Origin of the sequence: Schinkia azotoformans (assembly GCF_035811335.1) — a bacterium.
Classification (GTDB): Bacteria; Bacillota; Bacilli; order Bacillales; family Bacillaceae_J; genus Schinkia; species Schinkia azotoformans.
The window spans coordinates 92,640-114,942 of record NZ_JARSMD010000010.1; the positions used below are offsets into that span (position 1 = coordinate 92,640).

The following is a 22,303-nucleotide window of genomic DNA, read 5'->3' on the forward strand; positions in this document are numbered from 1 at the left end:
GTCTTAAAGGTAATTAACACTCATAACAATATATAATGCCCAGAAATGGTTCATGTGCTTCAATTCTTTAAAGGGATGTACGATATTAGTAGTATAAGGAAAACTTCGGAAGAGGGGGTACAAATAATACTATGCTTTCTTCAATATTCAAAACTGATTCAAGTTCATCTTCGATTGATCCAGCATATGTAACAAATAATTGGTTTCAAGAAGAAAATTGGGATTTTACTAAAGCAGAATCTATTCCTAATAGTGCAATTGTTGAAGCAGTAGGAATACATTGGAACTTTCCCCAAAATAATAGATTGGATTTTTCCAATATATATGCAACCTTGTTTAATCGGAACGGAAATGGAGAGTGGCTGGATTCAGGTATTTTAAACTACAGCTTTAGGGGTGAGCCAATAAAGCAACTGTGGACAACAAGCTTTCTAGTAACTCAGCCTTTGCAGGCATTAAGTTATATCCAACCAACCTTGACGATGACTTGGTTTGATCCTGAAAGTCTACAAAGCGGAACGATTGAAGTTGCTTCTAACAAAAAACAACATTATTCAGAAGGGAAAGGTTTGAATAACAAGAAGTTAAAAGAAAGGAGAGAGCATCCCTTGAAAATTGATTCCAAGCATCCTATTCAAAATATAGGTCCTAATTATTATAATCCTTTAGCTACAAAATGGGGTGAAGAAAACCCCAACCCTACCCTTTTAGAACAAGTAGATGAGTTTGTCAAATCAGATTCATCAATTATATTGGATGCAAAACCTATTGAGTTGGTTAATATTAACGAAAATTCAATTACAATATTAAAAGGGATCTCGTATGCTTTAGGCAATATTAACGGAAAACCATTACAAGCACTATTGATGGAAGGAGGAGGGATTGAGAGCAATTTTAGACCTAAAATATTTAAAGGTCCGAATTTTGGCGAACAGGTTACCCCCGAACAAATAAATTCACTAAAAATAAAGCTGTCTTACTCTAAAGAAGAACATAACGAAGCACAACGAAGGACGAGTGTTTTCAGTGTTCTGTACGATCTTGCAAACGGAAAAGTAACAACAGATTACTTGAACCAATCGCAATATAGCCAGCACTTTGAAGAATTCGCAGTTAACATAGGTCTTGATTTAAGTATACCTTTTCTGCTAAATGGGAAACAATTCGAATTTAATAATGGTGCCTTCTATCCCAAACCCAAATAATATTGGGATTCATATTTAAAGCAGGGATACTAGTAGATCCCTGCTCATTCCTTTGACATATTTCAGTTTATGAAAAAATACAAGTGGTTTAATCTTTTTCTTTTACAGCATGAGTTTTTTGTGCAGTGAACGATCAAATAAATAGGTTCATCAAATATTTTCAGGTTTTTTCCACAGATTTTTTCATGTTTTTGATCAAGTTAAAAAAGACTGTTTCCCTCATGCCTTTTTCACAAATATTGATGGTTCAGTGGTTCAGCCCTGACAGGCTGTTTTTCCTACTTTTTTTGTACAAACTTTATTCCAATTGTTGATAAGTTGTGGAAAAAGTTTATTTTATAAATGGAAAGTTTCTATTGCTTAGTTACACTTTAATTTTAACAACACTGTACACTCCACATGAGCCGTATGCGGAAACATATCTACCGGCTGAATATATTCTACCTTGTATGCTTTACTTAAAAACTGTATATCCTTAGCAAGTGTTGATGGATTGCAGGATACGTAGACCATTCGTTTTGGTTTAATTTTAAAAACTGTTTCTAGAAATTTTTGATCACAACCTACTCGTGGTGGATCAACTACAATGATATCCGGGTGCCAGCCTTCTTTTTCCCATTTTGGCAGCCAGTATTCCGCTTTGCCAACTGCATAATAAGTATTTTCCAAGTCATGTTTGGCAGCATTTTCGCGAGCGTCGACAATAGAATCTTCAATCGTATCCATCCCGCGAATTTCAGATGCACCTTTCGCCAACCAAAGTCCGATTGTTCCTACACCACAGTATGCATCTACCAATTTTTCCTTTCCAGTAAGCTGTGCAGCTTTTTTGACCTCATTATAGAGTTTCACAGTTTGAACCGGATTCAATTGAAAGAATGCTCTGGCAGAAAGTTCAAACGATAGGTCTCCTAACGTTTCTTGAATAAATTCTTCGCCTTGCAGATGAATCGTTTCATCACCAAAGATTATTGAGGTCTTATCCCCATTTACATTTTGAAGTACTGAATTTACTTCTGGAAGGCGTTTGTTAACTTCCGCAATGAAATTATCCACTTCAGGAAATTCTCGTTTTGTCGTAACAAGGACTAATTGAATCTGTCCAGACGCAAATCCCACTCTTGTTACGATTGTACGAACAAAGCCTTTCCGTTTCTTTTCATTATAGATTGGAATATTTAAGTCTTCCAAAATTTGTTTAACAATTTGAGTCACTTTATTTGTACTCGGATGCTGAACCATACAGTCAGATATATCTATTAACTTATGGGAATTTAAGCCGTATAAACCTGCCAACACTTTTTGCTCATCACGACCAACCTGGAGCTGACTTTTATTGCGGTATCCCCATGGATTTTCCATACCAATCGTTTCACGAATATCAAGCTGTTCAATATTTAGGTTGGTATGTCTTTCGAGGGCTTGGATCACAATATCTCGCTTCTCTTTTAACTGCTGCTTATAATCTAAGTGTTGAAGCTGACAGCCACCGCATTCTTCGTAAATCGGACATAATGGTTGGACCCGATATTGGGATTTTTGACGAATCTTTTTCACTTTTGCTTCGGCAAAATTTTTTTGAACCTTTGTTGCTTCTGCTACGACGATTTCCCCAGGTAATGCACCTTGGACAAATACGGTTTGCTTTTTAAAGAAGCCGACACCTTCCCCGTTAATTCCAAGTCTTTTAATTGTGAGCGGAAATTCCTGCCCGACTTGTAGTTGGGACGTTTTATCTGATCTTTGATCGTTTCGTTGATTGCTTTGGCTTTGATTTTGGAATCTTGGTTCTTTTTGTTTATTTTGGGTATGTTTTTGCTTTTGGTTAGCCATTTTTTTTACTCCATTTCAATATTCTCAGTTCCTATTATGTTTTATTTTTTGCATTCAGGCAAATGGTTGGATAAAATGCAAAAAACCAGCATTAGGTTCATGCCTAGTACTGGTTTCAATAATGGGACAAAGAACATCATCCTATGGCACACTGAGCCGGAGTTCCCGACCCCGTGGCTTGGCTCATGGGACGGAGAACCCGACCCCGCGGCCCAATTTAGTCCATATAATTCTGATACAATAACGGTTTTGGCATACTTTTCTCTAGCATTAGGTCATCTAGACTTTTGAAAGTGTAGCCCTGTTGGCGGAGGGTATCGATCACTTTTTCCAGCGCTTTGGCATTATCTTCAGACACTGTATGCAGAAGGATAACCGCCCCAGGATGGATTTGATTCACGATATTATCATAAGCATATTTCCAACCTTTTTGATTATTTATATGCCAATCAACAAAGGCTAACGACCAAAATACGTTTACATATCCGTGGTCACCTGAAAGCTTTAATGTTCTTTCGCTAAAAATTCCTCTTGGTGGACGTAGGTACATCATATCTGATTTTCCAGTAATTTTTTTATATTCTTCCTCTACGAGCTGTAATTCTTTTTTCAAGCGAATATCACTAACTTGCGTTAAATCAGGATGGTGCCAAGAATGGTTTCCAACGATATGGCCTTCATTCACCATTCTTTTTACTAAATCGGCATTTTCAGTTAAGTAATGACCTGTAACAAAAAACGTTGCTGGCACCTTTTTCTTTTTTAATATATCTAAAATATCGGCTGTAAATCCATTTTCATAGCCGTTGTCAAAGGTTAAGTAAATGTCTTTTTTTGATGTATCCCCTAAATAGAATGATCCATATTTTGCAAGGATGGATTTAAAAAATTCACCCGCATCTGCAGGTTCATGGTTGCGGCTTTTTTTCATCCCCCAATGTATCGGGTTGTTTGGAGGTGTTTCAGCCTGTATCGTATTAAAACCACCAAAAAGAAATACAATAATTGTAACGATTTGGAATGCAGCTTTTTTTGCACCTTTCATTAAAAATGCCTCCTTATTTGGCAAATCTATATCTATATTTTTTGAAAGGTGGATACTTTCATACCAAACATCATTTTCCATTAGAAAAGCGGAGGCGACCTGTTTAGCGACGTATGGACTAGAGCACATCGACTGAGATAAAGGAAACACTAAGAGCGAAGCGATTAGATGTTGACTTATCGTAGGGAGGTGGGCAAAGTTCACTAGTCGCTGGTCGCTGGAGCTAGACATAGAACCGTGACAGAGAACCCGACCTCTGGCTCGAATTCGAAAAAAAAGAAGAGTACCTTGAAAAAGATACCCTTCCTTTAAAATGTATTTTAGTTAAATACTTTTTCTTTGAATTGTGCAAGCTTTTCAAGAGATGATTTGTCAACGTCTTGATGTAGACTGTTTCCGTGTGAATCCATTGTTACAACAGCTTTGAAGCCTTTAACGCTTAGATGCCACATTGCTTCGGGAATACCGAATTGTGTTAAGTCTACGCCGTCAACAGATTCGATGCAATCTGCATAGTATTGAGCAGCACCACCGATAGCATTTAAGTATACACCGCCATGCTCTTCTAATGCTTTCAATGTTTTCGGCCCCATACCACCTTTACCGATAACAGCACGGATACCAAATTTCTTCATGATGTCGCCTTGATAAGGCTCCTCACGAATACTTGTTGTAGGTCCTGCAGCTTTAACATGCCATTTGCCTTCATCATCTTTAAGCATTACTGGACCACAGTGATAAATGATTTGACCATTTAGATCAACTGGTGCATCATGCTCATTTAAGTAATGATGAATCGCATCACGGCCTGTGTACATTCTGCCATTGATTGTTACAACGTCACCAACTTTTAGTGAACGGATTTGTTCTTCAGTAATTGGTGCTTGAAGAACTACCTCACGTGATTCACTTGCAGTTTCAGATGCAGCAGCAACTTCCTGCCCGACTTCTTTTGCAAAATCAACGTCATCACCTTCTTGGTAATGCCATTCTTTAATTTCGCCAGTTACAGGATCAACTTTCACACCTTGACGGCGGAATGCCCAGCAGTTATAAGCAACTGATACATAGAAGCTTGCAGGAATACGGTGCATAGCACCAACTTTACAGCCTAATAATGTTGTTTCTCCGCCAAAGCCCATTGTTCCGATACCAAGCTTATTGGCATTTGCCATTACATATTCTTCAAGTTTACGTAGATCTTCAACTGGATTTACATCATCAACGTTTCTGAACAGTTGCTCTTTTGCAAGATCATATCCTGAGCTGCGGTCTCCACCGATTCCAACTCCAATAAATCCAGCAGAACAGCCTTGACCTTGTGCTTGGTATACAGAGTGCATAATACATTTACGGATACCGTCTAAGTCACGTCCTGCACGTCCAAGACCTTCTAATTCACATGGTAAGCTATATTGAATATTTTTATTTTCACAGCCGCCACCTTTTAAAATGAGGCGAACATCGATATAATCTTTTTCCCATTGTTCAAATTTAACAACTGGTACTCCATCACCAAGGTTGTCCCCACTGTTTGCGCCAGTTAATGAATCAACTGAGTTTGGACGAAGTTTTCCGTTTTTAGTTGCTTCTACAACCGCTTTACGGATTGCCTCTTTAATTTCTAACTGATTAACACCAACAGGAGTCTTAACTTTAAAAGTAGGAAGACCTGTGTCCTGACAAATCGGTGAAATATTCTCCTCAGCCATCACAATATTATTTGAAATCGTGTCTAAAGACATCGCCGCTCTTGTACCGGCACTTTCGCTTAGTTTAGCTTGGTAAATAGCGCGACGAGCATCTTTTGGCAGCTTTGTTGATGTTTCAACAACTAAATTGTACATGCTTTCAAATAATTGATTCATACTGTTCCCCATTCCCCTCTTTTTTGAAAAATAAACAATTCTGAATACGCTAATTAACTTCCACTCCCCATTATAATACTAGTCCTATTTTTTCGAAACCCTATAATAAGAAAAGCGTAAGCGCTTTGCTCATTGCCGTACAAACTGGAGGGGCTTCGACTGAGATAAAGGAAACAGAGCCAGTTCGCTTACCAATCCGGTTTAAATTGATTTATTTTCCCTTGAAGATCATCCAGCATTTCCAAAAGTCGATCAATATCATTTACATCCGCCTCTTCCGGATCAAGTGAGTCCAATACTTTTAGTAAAAGATTTAGACGATTCGTTAAATATTCGATCTGTTGTTTTTTGTCATGTATCGCATTTCCCATATTGTTAGCTCCCTTCTCATCTGCTTTTAATCTTAATCCAATTGCCGATATTTTGACAAATAGAAAAATAAAAGGACTTGTATCGAATATTAAAATCCACTACAAGTCCTTTTGTATTGTTGTTATTCATTTAGGTGTATCAGTTGTAACGAATTTAAATGACAAATGATCTTGAACCGGGATCCATGCCCCAATCCCTTGCTGAGTTACGTTTTTAATTTTGAGCTTAGCTTTGCTGCCTTTGAATTCCAGATAAACTTCACCAAATGTGACCTTCCCTTTTTCATTCACAGCTGGGGCAAATGCATATAAGTAACCAAGCTTTTTAGGAGTTACATTATACACATGCTCCTTTTTCGTGCCTTGTCCTATTACTGTATCAAATGCTAATGGCAGCTCTGTTTTCTTCATAGCTGTTAGCATCATCATTTTTTGAACTTCTTCCGCATTATTGATTCTTGAGGTTAGACCGCCTTTGATCACCGTTTCTTCTTCTTGTTGATAATGGATTTTTTGAGGAGTTTTTCCGCCCCGGTTATCAAACTTGTTCGTATTGGCAGGTTTATACTCCCAATTTATATTGGTTTCTGTCGACTCGTAGCTTAATGGCCACTGCCCTAGATAAATTGTAGCCCGGAAACCAACTGCAGTTGGTGTTGTGTTAATGGAAGATTCATTCAGTATACGTATAAGGTCCGGGTTTTGAATTGGCACATCCGCAGTTTCGAGCAATGTTTTTGCTAAGTCACTTGGTTGAAGATACGGCAAATCCTGAGTTGGATTGGGATACGTATTCTCTTTCGAAATATCAAGGACAGCGTCTGGCACTTTTATTTTGTGTGTTTTAGCTTGTTTTGTATTTTCCGCGCCTATAGATCCTTGAAAACTGAACAATGTTAGAACAAGTGTAGCTACTATTACTAATGTACTTTTTAGCGCTTTCACATAGAGACCTCCTTCGAAATACTTATTTGTATTTTTTTCGAAGAATTGCTTGTTTATCCATAGACCATATTGGAAATTTATGGATGTCTACAGCAAATAAAACCCAATTCCCATAATCATGTAAGCAGCAAGGAGCGTTGCGCCTTCGAACCAGTTTGTTTCACCGTCATTCGCAATTGCAATCGTTAGTAATACTGCTGTCACCATGGAGATCAGTTCCGGCATTGTAAATACTAATGGCATTGACTTTTCGAAAAACAGCGATATCAATACTAAAACTGGTGCAACAAACATCGCAACCTGTAGGGTAGAACCAACTGCAATTTCAACAGCCACCCCCATTTTGTTTTTATAAGCCATTATAATGGCAGATGCATGTTCTGCGGCATTACCTACGATGGCAACGATGATTACCCCGATAAACAATTCGCTCCAGCCAAAGGTTTCTGCCACCTCTGCAAATGTATGTACAAGTTTTTCCGATACATAAGCAACTGCAAGTGTTGCTATAAGTAAAACAGCAAGGGCTTTACCCATCCCCCACTCCGCTACCTCTTCATGTTCACTTGCCCCCTCAGAGGTAGACTGGTATACACCACGATGAGTAACCAACTTAAAGAATAGGGCAGCTAAATAAAGGAGAATTAATATAATTGAAATTCCTGAACTTAGAGCAAGTTTATGCCCCTCACCCATCCCTTGGGTAAATACTTCCGGGATTACGAATGCTACGATTACCGCAAAAACTAAAAGTCCTGAATTATGCCTAGCATCATATACATTAAACTTCTGGCGTTTATACCTTACACCGCCAACAAAAAAGGATAAGCCGGCGACTAACAATAAGTTACCTAAAACCGAACCGGTCAAAGAAGCAAGGACAACACCAACTAACCCGGCTTTTAATGAGAAAATTGAAATGATTAATTCCACTGCATTTCCAAAGGTCGCATTCAACAATCCACCAATTCGCTCCCCAGCAACAACTGCTAAACTTTCTGTTGCTCGACCCATAAAGCCTGCTAACGCGATAATCGTTAAACAATATATGACAAACATAATTATTGTTGGGAAATGAAGCAAACTTCCAATTACAGATAAAGGCACCCCAATCACAGCCATGATGAGGAATATTTTATTTACCATATAAATAAACCAACCCTTCTACAAAAATGAACTTCCTCATTATAGTTTCCAAATTCATTCAAAAGTAATCGAACCACAAGGCCGTGGGACACGGGGTCGGGAACTGTGGCTCAATTCCGCATCCGCCCCTTTTTACAAAATTTTTTTAAAATTCATTGACCAAATTAACACTACTGTTATATAATACAATTAACAATTAAACATCTGTAATACTACAGAAAAATAAAATTTTAGGGGGCTTTTAAAATGAGTCGACAAGAACGGAGAAACATGATTGAGTTTATTACTAGAAACAGAAGGTTTGATAACGAAAATCTTATGTATATGACAGATGAAGAAATTGAGCACATTTACAACAGCACATACTATTATTTCGAGGAATTTATCGAAGACAATATTATCCAGTAATTAGAATAAGATGACGCAGGGGTTGAAGTTCATTGACTAACAATGGAATAGAGTAAAGTAGCCTCTGTTATGATACAGGGGCGTTTTTTCTGCCTTTGTAGTAAAAACTTCTCTGCCCCCGATATGTCCTCTTCCCCTCATATTGTACAAGGATTCAACCCCTGATTTTATGCCTCCAACAAAAAAGTTCCAATTATATTTTTAAAAATAAATAACTCTTTCTTTGAACTTTCCTGTTTCCATGTTATAATTTATTTAGAATTATTTTAATCTTATAGTAAAAATAATTTTAAACAATTTTAGGGAAACAAAGCATATACTACTTAAGAATTTAAGAATAATAGCTGATTTTCATTATCAATTGCTTTTATCGGGAGGGATATAAATTGGAACTTCAAGCTAAAGTAATAGAGAAAAATTCTCAATTAGATGAAAACCAAAGAGAATCAAGTTTTATCTATAAAATGACTGAGCATTGGGAATTAATCGCCGCCTTACTTAGTGGTGTTCTTATTGTTGCTGCTTGGGTTTTTTCAAAATACGGAATGGAATCCACATCGGTAACGATTTTCGTCTTAGCTTTCTTAATTGGAGGATACGCTAAAGCCAAAGAAGGTATAACAGAAACTTTAAAGGAGAAAGACCTTAATGTAGAGATGTTAATGGTTTTTGCAGCTATTGGCTCTGCCATAATCGGCTACTGGGCCGAGGGTGCCATCTTAATTTTTATATTTGCCTTAAGTGGTGCTCTTGAAACTTATACAATGAATAAAAGCAAAAAGGAAATTTCAAGCTTAATGACTCTTCAGCCCGAAGAAGCATTGCGTATTATTGATGGTAGAGAAGAAAAAGTGCATGTTTCCATGTTGGAAATCGCCGATCAGATTTTAGTAAAACCGGGTGAACGTGTTCCCGCTGATGGGATCATCATTCGCGGGGAAACAACACTGGATGAAGCAGCGATCACAGGTGAATCCATGCCCGTTAGTAAAAGGAATAAAGATGATGTTTTTGCTGGGACTGTAAATTTAAACGGCTCCATCATTGTTGAAATCACAAAAAAGAGCAGCGAATCTTTATTCCAGAAGATTATTAATCTTGTTCAAAATGCCCAAAGTGAAAAAGCACCATCACAGTTATTCATTGAAAAATTTGAAGGAACTTATGTAAAGGTTGTTTTAGCTGTCGTTATTTTAATGATGTTTCTTCCTCATTATCTGTTAGGTTGGAACTGGCAGGAAACTTTTTACCGTGCCATGATTTTATTAGTTGTCGCATCGCCATGTGCTTTAATGGCTGCCATCATGCCGGCGACACTATCAGCGATTTCAAATGGTGCCAAACAGGGGATCCTTTTCAAAGGTGGTGTTCATCTTGAAAATCTGAATGCCCTTAGAGCGATAGCCTTTGATAAGACTGGAACATTAACTAGAGGAAAACCGGAAATTACTGACATTATCATTCGCCCTGATATTACGGAGGAAGAGTTTTTATTAATAACAGCCTCCATTGAAAGCCATTCAAACCATCCATTAGCACAAGCCATTGTGCAATATACGAAGGAAAGATATTCAATAACTTTTGAAAAACCCTCTCAATTTAAGGATGTTCCTGGTTGGGGGATTGAAGCTTCTTTACTTGATAAACAATGGAAAATAGGTAAAAAAGATTTCATTGGTTTAGATGAGATCAAACGATTTCAAAACAATATTGCAAAGACATTAGCAGAAGAAGGGAAGACGATTGTTTACGTTAAAGATGAAGAGGGCATCGCTGGAATCTTAGCTTTGAAGGATGTTGTCCGTGATATTTCAAAGCAAGCGATCCACACTTTAAATTCAATCGGTATTCATACGATCATGCTTACCGGTGACAGCGAAACCACAGCCCAGTCTATTGCTAAAGAAAGTGGAGTTAATCATTTTATTGCGGAATGTTTGCCTGAGACTAAGGTTGAACACTTGAAACAGCTTCAAGAAAAGTACCAAAATGTTGGTATGGTTGGAGACGGTATCAATGACGCCCCAGCACTCGCTACTGCAAGTGTTGGAATTGCAATGGGGGAAGGTTCAGATGTTGCATTAGAAACTGCAGATGTTGTTTTAATGAAAAACGATTTAACAAAGATTGCTGATGCGATCTCATTATCAAATCGAATGAACAAAATCATTAAACAAAATATTGTTTTTTCCATCTTAGTGATTATGCTCTTAATTGCTTCGAATTTTCTTCAAGTGCTTGACCTTCCGTATGGGGTTATCGGCCATGAGGGAAGTACATTATTAGTAATATTAAATGGATTGCGATTGTTAAAGTAAATATTCTGAAGGGCGCCCAGCGACTCGTAAACTTCACTCATCTCCCTACGATAAGTTAACATCGACTCTATTTACTCGTCGTGTTTCCTTTATCTCAGTCGATGAGCTCCAGTTTATCCGTCGCTAAACGGGCGCTTCCGCTTTTCTAGTTAGTGATAGCTATTCGATTTATTAGCACCACTAGATGTTTTTTGCTTAGGATTAGAACCACTTTTCTTTTGTTTAGTTTTGCCCATTGTTGACCCCTCCTTTACAGGATGAAAGCTTAACGCCTTCTTCAAACATAGTATGGGTTCGACAGGTCTAATATATTTTTATTAAAGTCAACCAAACTTGGCATTAATTACGAGTCATTTTAGCCATCCTCAAGATTGCATTAATTTCTCCACCTAAAATGATAACCATCGCTGATAAATAAAACCAGATCATAAGAACAATGATTCCCCCAAGGCTACCGTACGTTGCAGTATAATTACCAAAGTTCAATACAAAATAAGAAAAAGCAAGCGATACAAGCTGCCAACCGATTGTTGCAAAAAAGACCCCATACCACACTTCACTTATACGTAGTTTTTTATTTGGTGCAAAATAGTACAGCATCGCTAATACGACAACCATAACAAAAAAACTAATAAAAATTCTGATAAAGTCCCAAATTGCCATAAATGACTTTGATATACCGAAATGAGTAAATAGAAAAAGACCGATTGCCTTACCGAATACTGGTAATAACAACGCTATAATGATCACGACAATCATAGCAACTGTCAAACAAATAGCGATTAGTCGTGATATGATATAAGATCGATTTTCATGAACATCATAGGCGCGATTTAACGCCCGAATGATTGCATTGATTCCATTTGATGCTGACCAAATAGTAGCAATGACACCAAATGAAAGCAGACCACCCCTAGGTTCATCAAGTATTTGCCGTAAATTCGTTTCGATCAGATGCATTGTTTCACCAGGTGCAAACTTGCTTACCAGTCCTAAAAGATCATCCAAAGAAATGGGCAAATAACCTATAAGTGTAATGATGAAAATTAAAAACGGAAATAAAGACAATAGGAAAAAATAAGCTAATTGTGCAGATAAGCCTACAACTTCATCATGCATAAAACGATAATAAAATTCTTTAATAAAACCTTTTAATGTTGAGATATCGGTTTGTGCCATTTTTAACCCCCATTAAAAGTTCTTATATTTCGTCCAATTCCCTTCCCTCTTCGATATTGTTGGATAAGAGCAGCTTATCACTTGACTGCCTAATATCATTTACCTTTTCAACAATAAACGTTATATCTTCCGTAACCTCTTCTATTTTTTGTCTTGCAACGGAAATTTTATCGGAAACGCCCTCGATTAATTCAGTAGGATTTTTACTATAATGCCATACAGTTCTTCCACAATCCTTTACCTGATTAACCGTGTTTTCTCTTGTTTCACGGTCTAATAAGGAAATGACCGCGCCGGCTAAAGCACCGTATAGGATCCCTTTAATTAGTTTATTATTTTTTTCCATCTGATACGCTCCTTTTTATATGTATACCCATTATATTGTATAAAAAACCAACTTCTACCTTATTATAGCCAACTGAAACTAGTTGTGAGAACTTGTTACCATATTTATTTTTTATTTCCAAATTTAATATTTTTGTATATAAGCTATACCAATATTATAAATTATCCTACTTTTTCCTTAATTTGATTGACCTAGTTTTCTGAATACTCTATATTATTGTTATAATAGTAATATTTCAAAATAGGAGGGTAATGAATGACTTTTTTAGATGTGATTAGTACCGTCAGCGATTGGATTTGGGGACCTCCGTTATTAATTTTAATAGTTGGAACCGGAATTTATTTAACTATTAGACTGGGCTTTCTCCAAATTACAGCCCTACCTTATGCTCTCAAGCAAGCTTTTAGCAAAAAGCAGGATAATACCTCTGAAGGGGATATATCTCACTTTCAAGCTTTAACAACTGCTTTAGCAGCAACAGTTGGAACCGGTAACATTGTTGGGGTTGCTACTGCCGTTGTTTTGGGTGGACCTGGTGCTGTTTTTTGGATGTGGCTTTCTGCTCTATTTGGTATGGCGACTAAATATGCAGAGGCTATTCTTGCCGTAAAATATCGTGTAGAGGATAAAAACGGTGAAATGGCCGGCGGTCCAATGTATTACTTGGAGCGTGGATTAGGTCAAAAGTGGCTAGGGATGCTTTTTGCTTTCTTCGGTGCAATCGCTGCCTTTGGAATTGGAAATATGGTGCAGTCAAACTCGATTTCCTCCGTAGTTGATGCAACATTCCATGTACCAACTTGGGTAACAGGCCTTGTTTTAACTATTTTTACTGCTCTTGTAATTCTAGGAGGTATCAAGAGCATTGGTAAAGTTACAGCTTACTTCGTACCAGTCATGGCCATCTTCTACTTAATCGCTGGTTTAGTCATTATGGTTACCAACATTAATGAAGTCCCAGCGGCTATTAGTCTAATTTTCTCACAAGCCTTTACAGGTGATGCTGCTGCAGGAGGTGCAATCGGAGCTGCGATTCGTTGGGGGGTTGCACGCGGGGTATTCTCTAACGAAGCTGGTTTAGGTTCTGCTCCAATTGCCGCTGCAGCTGCAAAAACAGACTTTCCTGCTCGTCAAGCGTTAGTATCCATGACACAGGTTTTTATCGACACAATTATCATCTGCTCAATTACTGGCATAACTCTTGTTATGGGAGGTATTTACCACGATGGACTTAAAGGAGCAGAATTAACAACCGCGACCTTCGAAAAACTAATCGGTGCACCAGGACCAATCATCGTTGCTATCGGATTAATTTTCTTTGCCTATTCAACGGTTCTTGGTTGGGCCTATTATGGAGAAAAATGCTTCTCCTATCTATTTGGTAATGAAGCAATCAAATATTATCGCGTTGTATTTGTTTTAGCTGTTTTTGTAGGAGCAGTTTCAACCCTTGATGCTGTATGGGGAATTGCGGATATCATGAACGGTCTAATGGCCTTCCCTAACTTAATTGGGTTACTTGGACTTTCAGGTGTAGTTGTGGCTGAAACAAGACGATTTAAAAAGGTTATGCAAGAAGAAAAAGCTAAATCTCCGAACGTCGGGGCTTAAAAGAGAAAGCGGAAAAACAATATCGAGATTGCAAAATTGCAATCTCTTTTTTTCATATGGTACGATGGTTAATAAATGAACTCGAAAAGTTTTGAAAGGGAGACGGATATGGACTTAACAAAAAAATCAAAAGAAAATATCGTATATATGGTAGAAGCAATCAAAGATAAACTGCGCATGGCTAATGTCGATGCGTTTAAGGCTGACAATTTTAATGAAGAAATGTATGAGGAATTAAAAGACATTTATGATCTTGTTAAAACTAAAACAACATTCAGCATAAGTGAAATGCAAGCCATTGCCGCAGAGTTGGGGAATATTAGAAAGTAAACGGGAGATGCTTATGAGGTCCATCCTCATAAGCATTTTTTACCATTGATTTTTACATTTCTTTTATTTTTGCAAAACTAGTAATTTCATTATTTATTTCTTCATACTTTCTATCCAAGGTGCTGAAGTCCATTGCCGCGATATAAATATGCTCCAATTGATCGTGTAGTTCTTTCGCCTTAGCAAGGTACGAAGTGGCTTCTTTCATTTTGGCTGAATATCTTTCTCTGATGTCATTAATTTTATCAGCATATTTTTCATCCGTACCTGGTTTGATTGTTCTTGTGTACATATCTACAACTATGTCAGATTCTCTATCAGGGAAATGTTCGTGTGGGGCAGTGCTGTCAAATATGGCAACACCAATTTCTCTAAAAAGGACCATGTCCAGACTGTTCGGATCAAAACCACAATGGTAAATCTCCACATCATACCCTAATTTTTCTGCATTTGCTGCAATTTTTTTCAGCATTGTTGATTTGCCTGAACCAGGGCGCCCTTTAAGGAAGTAGCGATTTTCGATATCTGCTGTTAAATTTTGAATAAAGTCAACTGGACCTTTCGGTGTAGCTGCACCTAAAAAGCGATGGATGATGTCACTCTTCTTATTCAAGCTTACTCCACCGAAGAATTGTTCAATAAGCTCTTCAGTCAATTTATTGGCCGCAACAAAATCCATATTTTTTATATAACACACTTCCCACTCATCATGAATTTTTAACCCTTCGGCAAATAATGAATAGGTAGTTTGAAAGGAGTCGGAAATTTGCCTTGATAGTTTCACAATTTCATCTTTATGGAAAGCAAGTTTTTTGGAATCCCAAGCATCTCCCAAATTCACATATTCCTCAACTGCACCCGGTACTTTTGGCTCGATCACATGTGGAGCTGTTCCATCAACAATTCCAACCTGCAAATCTCTAATAATGACACCGTCAATTGAATTATTGTCGGAAGCACAATGGATGTATTCAATATTAAAACCTTTATTTAGCCATTCTTCCCCAATTTTTTTCATTAAAAATGATTTCCCCGTTCCAGGACCACCCTTTAAAATAAATAACCGTTCCAAGTCTTTTAGGTTTGAATCAAATAAATTATGGAAGCCTTTAGCTGTATTTCCTCCAGCATAATAATTTTTAACAGTTCCAGCCATATTCTTTTTACACTCCCTACAAACGGATTTGGAAATATTCCTTTAATACCATATGTTAACAGTTGCAGATAGGTGAATGCCCAACACTAGAAAGGAAGCAGCTATTAAATGTCGATTCCCCGGGAAATAGCGTATTATATAGAAGCAATCTGTCTCGATATGGAAAAAAGTTTTCTTTCATCCGCTCGCTGTGTCATATATAATCAAAATATGTGTTTTAAAGGAAAAGCGGAAGCGCCCGTTCAGCGACGTAAGGACTGGAGCACGTCGACTGAGATAAAGGAAACACGACGAAAGAAATGAGTCGAAGTCGATGTTGACTTATCGTAGGGAGGCGGGCGAAGTCCTCTAGTCGCTGGGCGCTGGAGCTAGACATAAATAAAATATTAATTGACCGGAAGTGAGGAAATTATGAGTATTTTAACTGTCAAAAACTTAAGCCATGGCTTTGGAGACCGTGCCATTTTTAATGATGTCTCTTTTCGTCTTTTAAAAGGAGAGCATATCGGATTAATTGGTGCAAATGGTGAAGGTAAATCCACCTTTATGAATATTATTACTCGAAAACTTGAACCAGACGCTGGGGATGTGGAATGGTCGAAGAATGTTCGTGTTGGCTATCTTGACCAACATACAGTGCTTGAAAAAGGATTAACGATCCGTGATGTACTGAAAAGTGCATTCCAATATTTGTTTGACCTTGAAGCTGAAATGAACCAAATTTATGAAAAGATGGCGGATGCTACACCTGAAGAGCTTGAAAAATTGCTTGAAGACGTTGGGACAATTCAAGACCTTTTAACAAATAATGATTTTTATATTATTGATGCCAAGGTTGAAGAAGTTGCACGTGGTCTTGGATTGCAGGATATCGGCCTTGAACGTGATGTTACCGATTTAAGTGGTGGCCAAAGAACAAAAATCCTACTCGCCAAATTATTGCTTGAAAAGCCGGACATTTTGCTATTGGATGAGCCGACAAACTATTTGGATGAGCAGCATATCGAATGGTTAAAACGTTACCTTCAAGAATATGAAAATGCGTTCATCCTAATCTCTCATGATATTCCATTCCTTAATAGCGTCATTAACTTGATTTATCATATGGAAAACCAAGAGCTAAATCGCTATGTCGGGGATTACGATAATTTCATGTCTGTTTATGAAATGAAGAAGCAACAATTAGAATCTGCTTATAAAAGGCAACAACAGGAAATTGCAAAGCTTAAAGACTTTGTTGCTCGTAACAAAGCAAGTGTTGCCACAAGAAACATGGCGATGTCCCGTCAGAAAAAGCTGGATAAGATGGAAGTTATTGAATTAGCAAAAGAAAAACCAAAGCCCGAATTTAATTTTAAAGAAGCTCGTACATCAGGCAAACTTATTTTTGAAACAAAGGATCTTATTATTGGTTATGATGAACCACTTTCAAGACCGTTAAATTTGAAAATGGAACGTGGCCAAAAGCTTGCCCTCGTTGGTGCAAACGGTATTGGTAAAACAACATTGTTACGAAGCATTCTTGGAGAAATTAAGCCAATTTCAGGAACTGTAGAACGCGGCGAATATTTATATATCGGATATTTTGAACAAGAAGTAAAATCTTCCAATAATAACACATGTATTGAAGAAATTTGGAATGAGTTTCCTCATTTCAATCAATATGAAATTCGTGCTGCCCTTGCGAAATGTGGCCTGACTACGAAGCATATTGAAAGTAAAGTAGAAGTATTGAGCGGTGGAGAAAAAGCTAAAGTTCGATTATGCAAGCTGATTAATAACGAAACGAATTTACTTGTATTGGACGAGCCAACAAACCACCTTGATGTTGACGCAAAAGAAGAATTAAAGCGTGCACTTAAGGCTTATAAAGGCAGCATTTTATTAATCAGCCATGAGCCTGAATTTTATAACGAAGTAGCCACAGACGTATGGAATTGTGAATCTTGGACAACGAAGGTGTTTTAATTTATTAAAGGGAACTTCCAATTTAGGGAGCTCCCTTTTTTATCGAAATAAAATTAAAACAATCCTATCGCCTTACCATCAGCGTCAACATCCATATTTAATGCTGCCGGCTTTTTCGGTAAACCTGGCATTGTCATCACATCACCTGTTAGAGCAACTAAGAATCCCGCTCCGATAGATGGACGAAGCTCCCTTACTGTAATCGTAAATCCTTCTGGTCTTCCAAGCTTTGCCGGGTCGTCAGATAGTGAATATTGTGTTTTCGCCATACAGACCGGAAGTTTATCCCATCCCAAAGACTTGTATTCTTCAATTTGTTTTCTTACTTTAGGGATAAAATCAACAGCTACTGCACCATATACTTTTTTAGCAATTGTTTCAATTTTAGCTTCAATTGAATCATTTAACTCATACAATGGTTTAAAGTTGCCTTCCTGTTTTTCTAAAACCCGTAATAGTTTTACAGCTAGGTCAATTCCACCTTCTCCGCCTTTTTCCCATACATCAGATAAAGCAACATCGTAATCTTTTTCTTCACACCATTTCTCGATATACTCAACTTCTTTGTCTGTATCGGTGATGAATCGGTTAATAGCCACAACAAATGGCAGTCCAAAGCTTTGGACTGTTTCGATATGCTTTTGTAAATTTTGCATGCCTGTTTTTAATGCATCTAAGTTCTCCACTGTGAGGTTAGCTTTATCAACACCGCCATGCATTTTTAAAGCACGTATCGTTGCAACAATGACAACCGCTTTAGGATCGATATTACCTAAGCGGGATTTAATATTTAAAAACTTTTCAGCGCCAAGGTCTGCACCAAAGCCAGCTTCAGTAATTACATAGTCGCCCAGCTTGCTAGCTAATTTAGTTGCAATAATACTATTGCAGCCATGGGCGATATTGGCAAATGGACCGCCATGAACGATCGCCGGTGTATTTTCTAATGTCTGCACTAAATTCGGCTTAACCGCTTCCTTCAATAATAATGTCAAGGCACCTTGAACGCCTAAATCTCTAACCGTAACAGGCTGCTTATTAAAACTGTAGCCCACAACGATATTGGACAGCTTTTCTTTTAAGTCAGTTAGATCCTTTGCTAAGCAAAGAATGGCCATGATTTCAGAGGCAACCGTAATATTAAAGCCATCTTCTCTTGGTACCCCTTGTAATGGTCCACCCAGTCCAACAACAACTTGTCTTAATGCACGATCATTTAAGTCCACGACCCGCTTCCACGTAATTCTTCTCGTATCAATTTGGCATTCATTACCTTGATGAATGTGATTATCTAAAAATGCTGCAAGTGCATTGTTTGCTGTAGTAATTGCATGGAAATCACCTGTAAAATGAAGGTTGATATCCTCCATTGGCATGACTTGTGAGTAGCCTCCACCACTGGCACCACCTTTAATTCCCATCGTTGGTCCTAATGATGGTTCCCGCAATGCAACAATGGTTTTATGGCCGATCTTATTTAACGCTTGTCCAAGTCCGACTGTGACCGTAGATTTCCCTTCCCCGGCAGGAGTTGGGTTAATGGACGTTACTAAAATTACTTTTCCATCCGGTGCATTCTGAAGTCGTTTCATGACATCTAAAGAAATTTTGGCCTTATAATGTCCAAATGGCTCCCATTCATCTTCGCGTAAATTCAACCCTTCAGCAATTTCTTTAATAGGCTTCATGACCGCCTCTTGGGCAATCTCAATATCTGATTTTACCTTTTTTGATTGTACGCTCATTTTCGGTCTCCTAGTTTTTATTTATTATTATTATTTTAAAGGAAATTTTTTATAAACACATCCAATTTTAGAAAATGTTAATAAAATTTCAACTTTTTACGACAAATTTTTTACAAGCATATAAGAAGACAGGATCCAATGCGACTCCAGCCTTCTTTATTATTAGTGCTGTAAATTAATGAAAGGATTTCCAAAATTCACCTTCCGTATTAATAATATCCATGATCTCGTCTAATGGTATTTTAAAAGTCGGAAATCCCGCAGCATATGGACCAATTTCATAAGGCTCAAAATAAATATATAGTGTTTTATTATCTACAAAAAATGGTTGATCCACGCTGATCCCTTTATAACTATCAGGGAAAACATAGGAATATTGATCATCCTCTTTAATTTGTTTAGCAATAATATCACTCAAAACTTTTACATAATCACTATCTTTTTTAAACAAATCTGCAAGTATATATATGGCTCCATTTATTAAATTGATATGGGCATACACTCGATAAGGCATGCCGTGTGCTGTACCAAATGGATAATCATAGCCTTCTATTTCGATTACAAGTAATTGGTCCTTGTAAAATTTAATTGAAAAATCCCCAGTATAACTTGACTCTAATTGAATACCTGACTGGACCGGTTTCACTTGAGAAAGAGACTTTAACTCTTCATTTACCTTTTGCTTGGCACCTAAATCGAACATGCCCTCTATTTGCGGATAATAGACAAGATAATCCTTGTTTGGCTTATATTTTTTCTCAATTACTTTATATCGTTGACTAATAGGAATGATTTTATTTTGTCTCCACACAATATTTCCGGAACCATCATAATACGTAATTCGCTGATCGATATTTGCTTTTATTAAATTACCTTCAAGTGTTAATGTCCCTTCTCCATTTACGATGGGCAATCCTTTTGCCATTTTTCCTAGTTTGTTAATAAAATAAGTTTCTTTTCCCGTTGTGGCTGATGCAACTCCTTCTTTAAAATTTAGGATTGTTAAATACTTGAATTCAGTTAAAACCGTTCCATCGGTCATTCCTAGTGCATAGTTGGATCCATAAAACGGGGACCCTTCCTTTATAGCCATTCCAATTGCTACCCTATTTTTTCCTAAATGATGAATATCGTTATAAACCGGAGGATAGATAAAATTTCCTTCCTTATCAATAAGACCATATTCGTTCCCATAGTCCTCAGCCATATTGACTATTGCCCTTCCATGCTCAAAAGGCATCGCTGAAGTGAATTTTGGTGGTATAACAATTGTACCTTTAACATCTATATAACCAAATTTACCATCCTCAGTTTCTTTAAAAGCTAATAACCCTTCCCCCACATTTCCAACAAACGGATAGGGGTACTTTTGCAAAGCTTTGCCATTTTTATTTATTAATGCATACTCCTTTGACTGAAATTGGACAACAGCTTTATCATCCTGAAATTCATTTGCCGTCAAAAATGTTGCTGGAACAACCTCTTTCCCTTGGCGGTCTAAATACCCATAAAGATACTGACTATCTTCCAAAAACTCACCAAACAATGCTCTCCCATTTTCAAATGAGCCAATAAAGCTATAAGCCTTGGAAGTAAGTACTTTTCCACTTGCACCTATTACCTTAAACCCTTCTTTACCAATAACTTGGGCACGCCCTTCAGAAAACTCCGAAATCGAATCATAAATAGGTTGGACAACAAAGTTGCCTCCATGATTAATTAAGCCATACTTCCCATCTAATCCGACAACCGCTAAGCCGTTCGCTTGAAATTCCATGGCATCATCAAATATTAGTTTAATTTGAATCTTCCCTCTTGGATTCATATAGCCCCATTTCACACCAGGTATCGTTTTCGACGACACTGGATAAAGGCTTGTCATGATCTGGTTAAATAGTCCTTCACTAATCCAAATGTTCATATTAACAGCATTCTCCCTGGTCATTTTTACCATTATAGTATGGGAAATGATTGGAGTTGTGCCGTTCTTTTTGTAGGATTAATTTAGCTGTGATTTAAGTTCGAAAACCTCGCTATCTGTCAGGTTCCGCCACTTTCCATAGTCAAGTTCATCTATGTTAATATTCATGATTCGTACTCGTTGGAGACGAACAACTTTATAAGTTAACTGTTTACACATTCTCCGAATTTGTCGGTTTAATCCCTGAGTCAGAATAATTCTGAAGGTCGTTTCGTTAATTGGCTGGACTTTACATGGCTTTGTAATCGTATTTAATATTTCAACGCCTTGTTTCATTTCGTTGATAAATGCATTTGTGATCGGCTTATCAACTGTAACAATATACTCTTTCTCATGTTCGTGCTCTGAATAGAGTATTTTATGGGCAATTTCACCATCATTCGTAAGCAGTATCAACCCCTCGGAATCCTTATCCAACCTTCCTATTGCAAAAATTCTTTCGGGGTAGTTCATATAATCTGCAATATTATTTTTAACTGATTTAGCGTTTGTGCAAATGACCCCAACTGGTTTATTAAGAGCAATATAGAGGAGAGGTCACTCTTCTTAAAAGGTAATGGCTTTCCGTCGATAAAGACCACATCATCTGAAGTTACTATATAATTTTGTTCTGGTGATTCCCCGTTAACAGTTACTCTCCCTGCCCGAATTAAGCGTTCCGCTTCTCTTCTAGAGCAAAACCCTGAATTACTTATATATTTATTAATCCTCATTGGCTGTTCCTTTCTATAATTGGTTTAGATCAGACCGATTTTGCTAATATATTATCCAGTTTCAATTATATATTATCCAACTACCAAAAAATAAAGGGGGCCCAGTCTCTACAACTGAATCCCCTTATTTTAAAT

At 37.4% G+C, this 22,303-nt stretch carries 17 protein-coding genes and 1 pseudogene; 6 read left to right on the forward strand and 12 right to left on the reverse strand.

The window, feature by feature from the left end:
- Positions 1-131 precede the first annotated feature (131 nt).
- Complete coding sequence (locus tag P9E47_RS05685) at positions 132-1,205, forward strand: hypothetical protein (protein WP_326162810.1); 1,074 nt, start codon at positions 132-134, stop codon at positions 1,203-1,205.
- Positions 1,206-1,565: 360 nt separating this feature from the next.
- On the opposite strand, the gene rlmD is transcribed toward P9E47_RS05685, so the two are convergent.
- The 6 genes from rlmD to cax form a co-directional block, all read right to left on the reverse strand.
- Positions 1,566-3,038 carry a 23S rRNA (uracil(1939)-C(5))-methyltransferase RlmD gene (rlmD, locus tag P9E47_RS05690; protein ID WP_326162813.1) on the reverse strand — a complete coding sequence of 491 codons (1,473 nt, stop codon included), beginning with the start codon at positions 3,036-3,038 and terminating at the stop codon, positions 1,566-1,568.
- Between the two features lie 217 nt (positions 3,039-3,255).
- Entirely contained in the window at positions 3,256-4,083 is an 828-nt protein-coding gene (gene pdaA, locus P9E47_RS05695) for a delta-lactam-biosynthetic de-N-acetylase (protein ID WP_326162815.1), read from the reverse strand.
- 320 nt (positions 4,084-4,403) lie between these two features.
- Positions 4,404-5,951, reverse strand: a complete 1,548-nt coding sequence (locus tag P9E47_RS05700) for a fumarate hydratase (RefSeq protein ID WP_003331374.1) — start codon at positions 5,949-5,951, stop codon at positions 4,404-4,406.
- A 188-nt stretch (positions 5,952-6,139) separates the two neighbouring features.
- The gene (locus P9E47_RS05705; RefSeq protein WP_003331375.1) at positions 6,140-6,322 is read right to left on the reverse strand and encodes an SE1561 family protein; all 183 of its coding nucleotides are present in this window, start codon (positions 6,320-6,322) and stop codon (positions 6,140-6,142) included.
- A 126-nt stretch (positions 6,323-6,448) separates the two neighbouring features.
- Positions 6,449-7,216 carry a YfkD famly protein gene (locus tag P9E47_RS05710; RefSeq protein ID WP_407697171.1) on the reverse strand — a complete coding sequence of 256 codons (768 nt, stop codon included), beginning with the start codon at positions 7,214-7,216 and terminating at the stop codon, positions 6,449-6,451.
- 138 nt (positions 7,217-7,354) lie between these two features.
- Positions 7,355-8,413 carry a calcium/proton exchanger gene (gene cax, locus P9E47_RS05715; protein ID WP_003331377.1) on the reverse strand — a complete coding sequence of 353 codons (1,059 nt, stop codon included), beginning with the start codon at positions 8,411-8,413 and terminating at the stop codon, positions 7,355-7,357.
- A 246-nt stretch (positions 8,414-8,659) separates the two neighbouring features.
- Here cax and P9E47_RS05720 point away from each other — a divergent pair, with 246 nt between their 5' ends.
- Together P9E47_RS05720 and P9E47_RS05725 are read left to right on the forward strand one after the other, a co-directional pair.
- Positions 8,660-8,821 (forward strand): BH0509 family protein, encoded by a 162-nt coding sequence (locus P9E47_RS05720; RefSeq protein ID WP_003331378.1) that lies wholly within the window; start codon positions 8,660-8,662, stop codon positions 8,819-8,821.
- A 386-nt stretch (positions 8,822-9,207) separates the two neighbouring features.
- Positions 9,208-11,139 (forward strand): heavy metal translocating P-type ATPase, encoded by a 1,932-nt coding sequence (locus tag P9E47_RS05725; protein ID WP_407697170.1) that lies wholly within the window; start codon positions 9,208-9,210, stop codon positions 11,137-11,139.
- 339 nt (positions 11,140-11,478) lie between these two features.
- Here P9E47_RS05725 and P9E47_RS05730 read toward each other — a convergent pair whose 3' ends face one another.
- Both P9E47_RS05730 and P9E47_RS05735 read right to left on the reverse strand, forming a co-directional pair.
- Positions 11,479-12,318 carry a YihY/virulence factor BrkB family protein gene (locus tag P9E47_RS05730; protein ID WP_003331380.1) on the reverse strand — a complete coding sequence of 280 codons (840 nt, stop codon included), beginning with the start codon at positions 12,316-12,318 and terminating at the stop codon, positions 11,479-11,481.
- A 22-nt stretch (positions 12,319-12,340) separates the two neighbouring features.
- The gene (locus P9E47_RS05735) at positions 12,341-12,664 is read right to left on the reverse strand and encodes a YtxH domain-containing protein (RefSeq protein ID WP_003331381.1); all 324 of its coding nucleotides are present in this window, start codon (positions 12,662-12,664) and stop codon (positions 12,341-12,343) included.
- Positions 12,665-12,919: 255 nt separating this feature from the next.
- Here P9E47_RS05735 and P9E47_RS05740 point away from each other — a divergent pair, with 255 nt between their 5' ends.
- Together P9E47_RS05740 and P9E47_RS05745 are read left to right on the forward strand one after the other, a co-directional pair.
- Positions 12,920-14,275 (forward strand): alanine/glycine:cation symporter family protein, encoded by a 1,356-nt coding sequence (locus P9E47_RS05740; RefSeq protein ID WP_003331382.1) that lies wholly within the window; start codon positions 12,920-12,922, stop codon positions 14,273-14,275.
- A 108-nt stretch (positions 14,276-14,383) separates the two neighbouring features.
- Complete coding sequence (locus tag P9E47_RS05745; protein ID WP_003331383.1) at positions 14,384-14,605, forward strand: DUF1128 domain-containing protein; 222 nt, start codon at positions 14,384-14,386, stop codon at positions 14,603-14,605.
- 52 nt (positions 14,606-14,657) lie between these two features.
- On the opposite strand, the gene P9E47_RS05750 is transcribed toward P9E47_RS05745, so the two are convergent.
- The gene (locus tag P9E47_RS05750; RefSeq protein WP_326162817.1) at positions 14,658-15,761 is read right to left on the reverse strand and encodes a PRK06851 family protein; all 1,104 of its coding nucleotides are present in this window, start codon (positions 15,759-15,761) and stop codon (positions 14,658-14,660) included.
- Between the two features lie 411 nt (positions 15,762-16,172).
- Between P9E47_RS05750 and P9E47_RS05755 the strand changes: the two genes are divergently transcribed.
- Positions 16,173-17,729 (forward strand): ABC-F family ATP-binding cassette domain-containing protein, encoded by a 1,557-nt coding sequence (locus tag P9E47_RS05755; RefSeq protein ID WP_003331387.1) that lies wholly within the window; start codon positions 16,173-16,175, stop codon positions 17,727-17,729.
- Positions 17,730-17,782: 53 nt separating this feature from the next.
- Here P9E47_RS05755 and P9E47_RS05760 read toward each other — a convergent pair whose 3' ends face one another.
- The 3 genes and pseudogenes from P9E47_RS05760 to P9E47_RS05770 all read right to left on the reverse strand — a co-directional run bounded on the left by P9E47_RS05760 (position 17,783) and on the right by P9E47_RS05770 (position 22,168).
- A complete protein-coding gene (locus P9E47_RS05760) occupies positions 17,783-19,474 on the reverse strand; it encodes a formate--tetrahydrofolate ligase (protein WP_003331389.1) in 1,692 nt (563 codons plus the stop codon).
- A gap of 175 nt (positions 19,475-19,649) precedes the next feature.
- A complete protein-coding gene (locus P9E47_RS05765; RefSeq protein ID WP_326162818.1) occupies positions 19,650-21,395 on the reverse strand; it encodes a WG repeat-containing protein in 1,746 nt (581 codons plus the stop codon).
- A gap of 78 nt (positions 21,396-21,473) precedes the next feature.
- Positions 21,474-22,168 (reverse strand): annotated as a pseudogene (locus P9E47_RS05770) (pseudouridine synthase).
- Positions 22,169-22,303: the final 135 nt, after the last annotated feature.